8 protein-coding genes and 1 pseudogene are annotated in these 10,081 nt (G+C 75.1%); 5 read left to right on the top strand and 4 right to left on the bottom strand.

What is annotated here, in order from left to right; genetic code table 11:
- From ACSNN7_RS12635 to ACSNN7_RS12620, 4 genes are all read right to left on the bottom strand, one after another.
- The coding region (locus ACSNN7_RS12635; RefSeq protein ID WP_436680926.1) for an acetyl-CoA carboxylase biotin carboxylase subunit at window positions 1-1,418 on the bottom strand (1,418 nt) is incomplete at its 3' end.
- 10 nt (window positions 1,419-1,428) lie between these two features.
- Complete coding sequence (gene accB / locus ACSNN7_RS12630; protein WP_436680925.1) at window positions 1,429-1,968, bottom strand: acetyl-CoA carboxylase biotin carboxyl carrier protein; 540 nt, start codon at window positions 1,966-1,968, stop codon at window positions 1,429-1,431.
- Window positions 1,965-3,689: an acetyl-CoA carboxylase carboxyltransferase subunit alpha gene (locus tag ACSNN7_RS12625; protein ID WP_436680924.1), complete on the bottom strand. Its 1,725-nt coding sequence runs from the start codon at window positions 3,687-3,689 to the stop codon at window positions 1,965-1,967. The genes accB and ACSNN7_RS12625 overlap by 4 nt, the downstream gene beginning before the upstream one ends.
- Entirely contained in the window at window positions 3,686-4,027 is a 342-nt protein-coding gene (locus tag ACSNN7_RS12620; protein WP_436680923.1) for a TcmI family type II polyketide cyclase, read from the bottom strand. The genes ACSNN7_RS12625 and ACSNN7_RS12620 overlap by 4 nt, the downstream gene beginning before the upstream one ends.
- Before the next feature lie 406 nt (window positions 4,028-4,433).
- On the opposite strand from ACSNN7_RS12620, the gene ACSNN7_RS12615 reads away from it, so the two are divergent.
- The 5 genes and pseudogenes from ACSNN7_RS12615 to ACSNN7_RS12595 all read left to right on the top strand — a co-directional run bounded on the left by ACSNN7_RS12615 (window position 4,434) and on the right by ACSNN7_RS12595 (window position 9,997).
- The gene (locus ACSNN7_RS12615; protein ID WP_436680922.1) at window positions 4,434-5,243 is read left to right on the top strand and encodes an AfsR/SARP family transcriptional regulator; all 810 of its coding nucleotides are present in this window, start codon (window positions 4,434-4,436) and stop codon (window positions 5,241-5,243) included.
- Window positions 5,244-5,363: 120 nt separating this feature from the next.
- Entirely contained in the window at window positions 5,364-5,711 is a 348-nt protein-coding gene (locus ACSNN7_RS12610; protein WP_436680921.1) for a TcmI family type II polyketide cyclase, read from the top strand.
- Window positions 5,712-5,725: 14 nt separating this feature from the next.
- Window positions 5,726-7,075, top strand: a complete 1,350-nt coding sequence (locus ACSNN7_RS12605; RefSeq protein WP_436680928.1) for an FAD-dependent oxidoreductase — start codon at window positions 5,726-5,728, stop codon at window positions 7,073-7,075.
- A gap of 978 nt (window positions 7,076-8,053) precedes the next feature.
- Window positions 8,054-8,368, top strand: a pseudogene (locus tag ACSNN7_RS12600) (helix-hairpin-helix domain-containing protein); the annotation flags it as partial.
- 363 nt (window positions 8,369-8,731) lie between these two features.
- Window positions 8,732-9,997, top strand: a complete 1,266-nt coding sequence (locus ACSNN7_RS12595) for a low temperature requirement protein A (protein ID WP_436680920.1) — start codon at window positions 8,732-8,734, stop codon at window positions 9,995-9,997.
- Window positions 9,998-10,081 lie beyond the last annotated feature (84 nt).

Here is a 10,081-nt window from a genome sequence, read left to right as displayed (position 1 = left end):
TGGCCATCCGGCAGCCGCTGCGGGTGGTGGTGGACAGCTCCGGGCGGCGCGGCGGCCTCGGCCGGGTGCCCCTCGGCGAGCAGGCGCTCCACCAGCGAGGTGGTGTAGCGGCCCTTGCGGAACGCGGGGTCGTCGAGCACCCGCCGGACGAACGGGATGGTGGTGCGCACCCCCGGCCCGGCGATGTCGAACTCCTCCAGCGCGCGTTCCAGCCGGTTCAGCGCCAGCTCCCGGTCCGGCGCCCAGACCGCCACCTTGGCCAGCAGCGAGTCGTAGTACGGCCCGACCAGGTAGCCGGGGTGGCCGTGGGTGTCGACCCGGGTGAACGGCCCGCCGGGCGGGACGAAGCGGTCCAGCCGGCCGGGGGTCGGGGCGAAGTCGCGGTCCGGGTCCTCCACGTTGACCCGGCACTCCACGGCCACCCCGTGCGGTCGCACGTCCTGCTGGCGCAGCCGCAGCGGCAGGCCGGCGGCGATGTGCAGCTGCTCGTGGACCAGGTCGATCCCGGTGATCATCTCGGTGACCGGGTGTTCCACCTGGATCCGGCAGTTGATCTCCAGGAAGTGGAACCGCTCCTCGGCGTCGACCAGGAACTCCATCGTGCCGGCGCCGGTGAAGCCGGCCTCCAGCGCGCCGTGCAGGGCCGTCTCCGCGATGGTCTCCAGGGTCCGGGCGGACAACGCCGGCGCGGGCGCCTCCTCCACCAGCTTCTGGTGCCGTCGCTGCACCGAGCAGTCCCGGGTGCCCAGGTGCACGCCGTTGCCGTGGTTGTCGCAGAGCAGCTGCACCTCGACGTGCCGGGCGTCGGTCAGGTAGCGCTCCACGTACACCCGGTCGTCGCCGAAGGCGGCCTGCGCGGCGGCCCGCGTGCGCGCGTACGCCCGGGGCAGCTCGGCCGGGGACCGGACCACCGTCATCCCCCGCCCGCCGCCCCCGGCCGCGGCCTTCACGATCACCGGGTAGCCCACCTCGGCGGCGACCTGTGCAGCCTGCTCGGCGCTCGGCACCGGGCTGACGCTGCCCGGCGGCAACGGCAGCCCCGCCCGGCTCATCAGCGCCCGCGCCGAGGACTTGTCGCCCAGCGCGGCCATCACCTGCGGCGGCGGGCCGATGAAGACCAGCCCGTTGTCGGCGCAGATCTCGGCGAAGTCGGCGTCCTCGGAGAGGAACCCGTAGCCGGGGTGCACGGCCTGCGCCCCGACCTGGCGGGCGGCCTCGACGATGGCGGCAGCGTTGAGGTAGCTGCGCCGGCTCACCGCCGGTCCGATCAGGACCGCCTCGTCGGCCATCCGCACCGGGGCCGAGTCGGCGTCCGCGGTGGAGTACACCACCGCCGTCCGCACGCCCAGTTCCCGGCAGGCGCGCAGCACCCGCAGCGCGATCTCGCCCCGGTTGGCGACGAGCACCTTCTCGAACATCCCCACCACCTCAGGCCGGATCCAGCGTGACCAGCGGCTGGTCGTACTCCACCGGGCGGCCGTCGTCGACCAGCACCTCGACCACCCGGCCGGACCGCTCCGCGGTCACCTCGTTCATCAGCTTCATCGCCTCGACGATGCCGACCACCTGCCCGGGCCGGACCACGTCACCGACGGTGACGAAGGGCGCGGCGCCCGGCTCGGGCGCCCGGTAGAAGGTGCCGACCATCGGCGAGCGCACCTCGACGCGGCCGGCCGGGGCCGCCGGACGGGGCGCGGGCGGCGGCGGCGCGGGGAGCACCGCCGGGGCGGCCGGGGCCGGTCCGGGCTCCGCCGCCGCGCTCTCGTGCCACTCCACCTCCAGCACCGTGTCGCCGCTGCGCAGCCGCACCCGGCGGACCGGGCCGGCGACCTCGGCGACGAGCTGCCGGGCGTGCCGGCGCAGGTCGGCCAGTACGGAGTCCACCTCGTGCGCCAGCTCCGCGTCGCCGGCGCCCGACGGGGCGGCGCCCGACGGGGCGGCGCCCGGCGGGACGGTCCCGGCGCTCACCGGGCACCCGCCCGCAGGCCGGCGCGGGCGGCACCGAAGCGCCGGAACCGCTGGCGGCGTCGGCGCACCAGGGTGGCCGGCGGCACGTCGAGCAGGGGCAGCAGGTTGGCCAGCACCGCCTCGCGCAGCGCCCGGGCGGCCGCCTCCGGGTCGTGGTGGGCGGCCGGCACCGGTTCGGCGACGAGGTCGTCGACGACGCCGAGCCGGCACAGGTCGGGGGCGGTCAGCCGCAGCGCCCGGGCCGCCTGCGGGGCGGCCCCGCGGTCCGGCCAGAGGATGGCGGCGCAGCCCTCCGGACTGATCACCGAGTAGACGGCGTGCTGCAGCATCAGCACCCGGTCGGCGACGGCCAGCGCGAGCGCCCCGCCGCTGCCCCCCTCACCGGTGATCACCGCGACGACCGGGGTGGGCAGCACGCTGAGCGAGAGGATGTTCTCCGCGATCGCCGCCGCCTGCCCCTGCTCCTCGGCGCCGACGCCCGGGTCCGCCCCGGGGGTGTCCACCAGGGTGACCACCGGCAGGCCGAGGCGGGCGGCGAGGCGCATCAGCCGCAGCGCCTTGCGGTGCCCGGCCGGGCTGGCCATGCCGAAGTTGCGCGCCACCAGCTCACCGGTGGTGTGGCCCTTCTGGTGACCGATCACCATCAGGTGCCGCCCGTCGAGGCGGGCCAGGCCGCCGACCACCGCCGGGCAGTCCCCGCCGAGCCGGTCGCCGTGCAGCTCCACGAAGCCCTCGAAGGCGCTGTCCAGGTAGTCCAGGGTGGTCGGCCGGCCGGGGTGCCGGGCCAGCCGTACCGTCTGCCAGGCGTCGGCGGGCGCCGCGGCGGCCGCGACGGCCCGCGGCGTCGCGACGGCGGCCGGGCGCGCGGCGGGCGCGGGCTCCTGCCGGGGTACGGCGGGCCGGCTCCGGGCGCGGCGGCCGGCCCGGGCGGCGGCGAGCAGCGCCACCAGCCGTCCGCGCAGCGCGTGCCGCGGCACCACCATGTCCACCTGGCCGTGCCGCAGCAGGAACGCCGCGGTCTGGAAGCCCTCCGGCAGCGCCCGCCCGGTGACCTGCCGGATCACCCGGGGGCCGGCGAAGCCCATCCGGGCGCCGGTCTCGGCGAGCACCACGTCGGTGTTGGTGGCGAACGACGCGGCCACACCCCCGTACGTGGGGTCGGTGAGCACGCTGACGGTGAGCAGCCCGGCCTCGCGCAGCGCGGCGACGGCCTGGCTGACCGTGGCCATCTGCATCAGCGACAGCGCGCCCTCCTGCATCCGCGCCCCGCCGGAGGCGGTCACCAGGACCAGCGGGACGCCGTCCTCCAGCGCCCGCTCCGCCGCCAGGGTGATCAGTTCACCGACGGCCGCGCCGAGGCTGCCGCCGAGGAACCGGAAGTCCATCACGGCCAGCGCGCACCGCTGGTGACCGATGGTGGCGGTGCCGCAGACCACCGCCTCCGCCAGCCCGGTGCCGGCCCGGGCCGCGCTGAGCCGGTGCCGGTACGACAGCACGTCGACGAAGTCGATCGGGTCCACCTCGGCCGGCCGGTCCGGCAGCGGGGTGAACGACCCCGGGTCCACCAGCTGGCGCAGCCGCTCCGGGGCGGCGAGCCGGGTGTGCTCCCCGCACTCCGGGCAGACGTCGAGGTTGCGGCGCAGGCGCTTGCGGTACAGCAGCGACGCGCAGCCGGCGCAGCGGGACCAGAGCTCCCCTTCCCGGGGTGCGGTGGCGGTCACGGCCGCCGCCCGGCGGAAGCCGTCGCGTCGAAGCGGTAGAAGCAGCGCGCCATCGCGTCTCGGGGTTCCCGCCAGGTCGGCAGGTACGGCGAGATGAACGGGCGGAGCCGCGCGCTGACCCGCTCGAACTCCGGATGCCCCCGGGCCGCCTCGACCGCGCCCTCCGCCGGTGACTCCGTCTCCAGCAGGTGCACGTAGAGGTCGTGCAGCCGGTAGAGCGACCGGTGCCGGACGCCGACCAGGCGCGGCAGCTCGGTCGCGTCGGACTCGGCGAAGATCGCGGCGACCTGCGCCTCGGCGGTGGGAACCACCTTCGCGACGATCAGCGAACGCTCCATGGACGGGCCTCCCCCCACGGCGCGGCGACGCGGTACGGACCGCGCCGGCCGAGCCGGACGACTGCCGACACGATGCGCGGGCCGCCGTCACCGGGGCGTCACCGGACACCGACCGGCGACGCAGGTTCGTGACGGTGCGTTGACGGATGCTGTGTATCCGCTGTGCGAACACCCTGACCGTCACGCACTATCCGCAGTTCAGAAGGGTTTTCACGGATGCGCGTACGGCAGCCGGCCGCCGTCAACGACATTGACCGAGAGTGACCACGATTGATAATCTTCATCACGGTCAGCCCGGTGGCGCGCGACGCCGCGTCGCGGCGCGGCGATCCGACAGTGGGGTCTTGGGCAGCCGCACCGGGGACACACGAGGAGTCGGGACGCGCGTTCCGCAGGGGGTGCCGCCGTGGCCGCTGAACCGTCCATGCCGACCACCGGGCACCGGCCCGGCACGGACATCACGCTGCACCTGCTCGGCGGATTCCGGCTGCTGCACGACGGCACGCCGGTCGTGGTCCCCCGGGGCCTGCAACGGGTCATCGCCCTGATCGCGCTGCGCCCCGGCGCCACCCGCAGCCACCTGGCAGGCCTGCTCTGGCCGGACGCGCCGGAGGACCGGGCGCTCTCCTCGCTGCGCACCGCCCTCTGGCGGCTGCGCCAGGACCCCTGCTGCCCGTTCACCACCGCCGGCGACACGGTACGGCTGGAGCCGGTCGTCCGGGTCGACGTCGACGCCCTGGTCGGCACGGCCGCCCGGATCCGCGACGGCGACGATCCGTGCGCCGCCGCCACGCTCGCCGCCGGCCGGCACGACCTGCTCCCCGGCTGGTACGACGACTGGGTCCTCGCCGACCGGGAGCGGCTGCGCCAGCTGCGCCTGCACATGCTGGAGGAGCTGGCCGGCCATCACCTGGCGGCCGGCCGCCACGGCGAGGCGCTGGAGGCCGCGCTGGAGGCGATGTCGGCCGAGCCGCTGCGGGAGACGCCACACCGGCTGGTGGTCCGCATCCACCTCGCCGAGGGCAACGCCTTCGAGGCGGTGCACGCCTTCTACGTCTACCGGGACCTGCTGCTGCGGGAGCTGCGCCTGGAACCTTCCGCGGCGATGACCGCGCTGCTCGACGAGACCCTCGCGCCGATCCGCGACGCCACCCGGGAACTCCCCGGTGGCCCCCGCCGGCCACCGGCCGCCCGGGTCGCGCCCCGCGGGCACTGACCGGCGTCACTGGAAGCGCGCCACGCGTGACGGCCAGGTGACAGCCGTACCGGCAGGGTGGGCCGCAGAGCAGACCGCGGTCTCCGACCTGGGCGGAGCGCCACCGGCGAGAGGGGTCCCATGAGTCGTCTACTGATCGTCAGCAGGATCATCCCGGGCTCGGAGGGTCGGGTGGCGCAGATCTTCGCCGAATCCGACGCGACCGAGCTGCCCGCCCTGACCGGCGTCCGGCACCGGTCCCTGTACTGCCTGCACGACCTGTGCGTGCACCTCATGGAGACCGAGGACGTGGACCCGGACGCGCTGGCCGGCGCCCGCAACCACCCGCTCTACCTCCAGGTCAACGAACGGCTCTCCGCGCACACCTCCCCCTACCTGCCGACCTGGCGGTCGCCGCGGGACGCGATCGCCGGCTGCTTCTACCGCTGGGACGCCGTCGACGTACCCGCGCCGCGTCCGGCCGGATGAGCGGGGCCGACGCCGTGTCCTCCCGGCCACCGCACGTCCTGGTGATCGGCGCCGGTACGGGCGGGCTCTGCCTGGCGCAGGGGCTGCGCCGCGCCGGCATCCGGGTGTCCGTCTACGAGCGGTACCGCACCCGGGGCGAGGGACTGCTCGGCTACCGGGTCGGCATCGGCCCGACCGGCAGCCGGGCGCTGCGCGACTGCCTGCCCCCGGAGCTGTTCGACACGTACCGGGTCACCTGCGCCCGCGCCCCCCGCTACTTCAACGTGGTCACCCAGCGGCTGCGGCAGACCGCCTCGTTCACCCTGCGCCCGGACACCGACCCGGTGAACACCGAACGCTCGGTGGCCCGGATGACCCTGCGCCAGGTGCTGCTCACCGGCATGGAGGACGTCGTCCACTTCGACAAGACCTTCACCCGCTACGAGCAGCGCGACGACGGCACCGTCACCGCGTACTTCGCCGACGGCACCAGCGCCACCGGCGACCTGCTGGTGGCCGCCGACGGCACGCACTCGGCGGTACGCCACCAGTACCTGCCGCACGCGGTCACCCGGGACGCCGGCACCATCAACATCGCCACCCGCATCCCGCTGACCGCGCACACCCGGGCCCTGCTGCCGCACCGCATCGAGCAGGGCATCAGCCTGATCTTCGGCGCCGGCGGCATGATGGGCGTGCTGCACGTCATGGAGTTCAAATGGGACTCCAACGGCGCCGTCAAACCCGAGGTCGCCGACGCCGACGCCGCGCTGCTGCGCCAGTGGCCCGGGCTGCGCCACGACAACACCCGCGACAACATCAACCTGATCGTCTGGAGCACCGCCCGCCGGTTCCCGCCGGACATCATGCAGCGCCGTGGTGAGCAACTGGTCCAGACCGCCCTGGACCTGACCCGCAACTGGCATCCACACCTGCGGGAGCTGCTGGCCCGCAGCGACCCCGGCAGCGCCCTGCCGATCAAGGTGTCCACCAGCGAGCCGGTGCCGCCCTGGAAGAGCAGCACGGTCACGCTGCTCGGCGACGCCATCCACACCATGACCCCCGGCCGGGGCGTCGGCGCGAACACCGCCCTGCGCGACGCCGCGCTGCTCTGCCGGCAGCTGCGGCAGGCCGCCGCCGGCGACAAGACGCTGCTCCAAGCGGTGGCCGACTACGAGGCGGCCATGCTGCCGTACGGCTTCGCCCGGGTCGCCGACTCGCTGCAGCGCAGCGGCACCAGCGGCGACGACCGGATGTACAAGCCGGTCGTCGGCCGGCTCGCACTGCTCGGGGCGCGCGGCTACTTCGGCGTCACCAGCCGGGTGCCGCGGCTGGCCCGCAAGTTCGTCGACGACTTCTACACCTATCGGGGCGAAGAGGACTGAGCCCCCGGCCGGGCCCGACGACGGCACCTCGCCGCGGCCCGGCCGGGTCCAGCCGTGTGGCGTACCGTCGGTCATCCCGTCGCCACCCGCCGACACCGTGCATCCCACCTGCGTCGCGATGGCCCCTCCTCCCTGTCGTCCGACATGCGCGTGTGCGAAGCTGCGGCGAGTTTTTTCGCGACTTTCACCGACAACGCAAGAGGGAGGTTTGCCGTGCCGTCGACTTTCGGGCAATGGCTGATCGTGATCCTGGCCCTGGTACTGGGCGGAGCCGGCGGTTGGCTGGCGCGCGGCCGGCAGGCCGTGGCGACCGCCCGGCAGCCGGAGCCCATGGTGGAGGGTGACCCGGTCGTCGGGCTCTCCGAGCAGGAGAAGGCCGCCGCCACGGTGACCGCCACCGTCGACACCCCCCAGCCGGCGGCCACCGTCGACGTCTCGCCGGCGCCCGCCGCCGTGGTCGACGCGCACACCCCGCACGACCTCGACACTCCGCCCGCCGCCGCGTCCCTGGCCGCCGACCACACCCCGCTCACCGCCGACGAGGAGACCGCCGCGGCGGACACCGCCGCCGGTCCGGTCGCCGTGACCGGCACCGACGAGGTCGACCTGGCCGCGAACCGGACCGACTCGCCCGACGCGACCGACGACCGGGCCGACGCCGACGCCGTCGACAGTCGGGCCGACGCGGACGCGGCCGGAGCCGACGTGGAGCCGGTCGCGCCGGTCGAGGTCAGCGCCGACGACCGCGCGGTGGACGCCGAGGCGGGCCCCACCGGTGACGAGGCGACCCCGCAGGTCACCCCGGTGCCGACCGGGCAGGTCGAGGAGCCGGTCGCGGCCGAGGACGCCGACCGGCGCGACGAGGACGAGGCCGCCGAGCGGCCGGCCGAGGTCGGTGTTCCCGTCGCTGCCGATGCGCCGGTCGAGACTCCGGCTCCGGCCGCGGTCATCCCCGCCCCTCGCAAGGCCATGGAGGACGAGGCGCCGGCCGACGCCGCCGCGCCGGTCGTCGCGGCGACCCCGGTCGCAGCGGACGAGGACGCCCCGGCGGACGACTTCCGTCGCATCCAGGGCGTCGGACCGAAGATGGCCACCGCGTTGCAGGCCGCCGGGATCCGCACCTACCGCCAGCTGGCCGAGCTGGACGAGGCGGCGCTGCGCGACACCATCCGGGCGGCCGGGCTGCGTGCCGCGCCGAGCCTGGCCACCTGGCCGCAGCAGGCGAAGGTGCTGGCCGGGGCCGGCGCCGAGGCCGGTGCGGTGCTGCCCGGGCCGGGCGCCGACCAGAACTGAGCACCACGCGGGCCGGTGGCCGCGCCTCGGCGCGGTCGCCGGCCCGCACTCTTTCGCCCGGACCGCACGGGTACCCGACCCTCGCGCCGGCGGTCGCGCACCAGCCGGTTGCCGGAGGCGACGTGGCCGTGGCACCAGAGCGGCGGTCCGTCCCTGCTGGAGTGCATCGTCACCACCGGGGGCGCGGTCATTCCGTGCGACGGATCGCCACCCCGTCGTAGATCCGCAGTGCTGCTCGCGCAGCGCCGTGCGGCCCGCCGGGCCGGCCGGAGCGCCCGGTACGGGAACTGCCCGGCGACCAGGCGGCGGCAGGCCGGAAAGCCCCGAACCGGACACGCACCCCGCCCGCCGTCGCTACGGTCGGTGGAAGGGGCGACGGCGGCCCGCCGCGCCGACGACCCGGTACCGCAGGAGCAGCTCGTGCAGGCACCCCCGCCGGACCCGCCCGCCCGGCAGGCCGACCCGCCGCCGCTGCGCGATCCGGAGGGCCCCCGCCGGGTGACCCTGCTGGAACTCTTCTTCGACCTGGTCTACGTCGTCGCGCTCGCGCTCATCTCCCGCGGCCTGGTCACGGACCTGACCTGGCAGCACGCGGGCCAGTCCCTGATCATCCTGATGGCCGTGTGGTGGACGTGGGCGATCACCACCCTGGTCACCGACATGTACGACCCGCAGCGCCGGGAGATCAAGCTGCTGGTCACGGCGGTGATGTTCGGCGCGCTGCTGATGACCACGGCCATCCCGCACGCCTTCACCGACCGGGGCATGGTCTTCGCCGGCACCTACGTGGCGATCCACCTCGGCCGGGGCCTGTTCCTCATGCCCACGGTACGCGGACACCGGCCGACCCAGCGCCGGGCCGCCCGGATCTTCATCTGGTTCAGCGTCTCGGCGATCCCCTGGATCGTCGGCTCCACCGTCAGCGGGCACGCCCGGGAGGCGTGCTGGGCGTTGGCGCTGGCCATCGACTACGGCGGCTTCCGGCTCGCGTACCCGGTGCCCGGGCTGGGGATCATCCCGGAGCGGCAGCGCAACGTCACCGCCGAGCACCTGTCGGAGCGCTACCAGCAGTTCTTCATCATCGCGCTCGGCGACGCCATCCTGGTCATCGGCACCATGTTCAGCCTCCATCACTCGGAGAGCGAGAACATCGGCGCGTTCGCCGTCTCCTTCGTCACCACGCTGCTGCTCTGGCGGATCTACGTGCACCGCTCGGGCGAGCTGCTGCCGCACGCCATCCAGGCCTCCCAGGCGCCGAGCAAGTTCCTGCTGTCCGCCCCGTACACCCATCTGATGCTGGTCGCCGGGGTGGTGACCACGGCGGCCGGCTTCGACCTGGTGCTGCACGAGCCGCTGGGGCACACCCCGCCGGCGTGGGCGGCGGTCATCCTCGGCGGGCCGGCGCTCTTCCTGGTCGGCCGGTCCGCCTTCGAGTACGAGGTGTTCAGCCGGGTCTCCCTGTCGCGCCCCGGCGGGTTGCTGGCCCTGCTGACCCTCGCCCCGGCGGTGCTCTTCCTGCCGCCGCTCTTCGCCGCCGCGGCCGCGATGGTGGTGCTCGCCGGCGTGGCGGTCGCGGACGCCCTACGCAGCCGGGGCAAGCCGCCCGAGCAGCCCTCCCCGCCACACTGATCCGGCCGGTACGCCGGTGACCGTTCCGGATGCCGTTTATCCGTTCGTCGCGTCTGGGTACAAGGTGCGTCACCTCGACCCACC

Origin of the sequence: Micromonospora sp. URMC 105 (genome assembly GCF_051386295.1) — a bacterium.
GTDB lineage: Bacteria > Actinomycetota > Actinomycetes > Mycobacteriales > Micromonosporaceae > Micromonospora.
This window is presented reverse-complemented; position numbering and strand designations above follow the sequence as displayed.

Bases quoted from the DNA above. Each gene is read 5' to 3' on its own strand.
- ACSNN7_RS12620 (WP_436680923.1), bottom strand. From the start codon at position 4,027: ATGGAGCGTTCGCTGATCGTCGCGAAGGTGGTTCCCACCGCCGAGGCG.
- ACSNN7_RS12610 (WP_436680921.1), top strand. From the start codon at position 5,364: ATGAGTCGTCTACTGATCGTCAGCAGGATCATCCCGGGCTCGGAGGGT.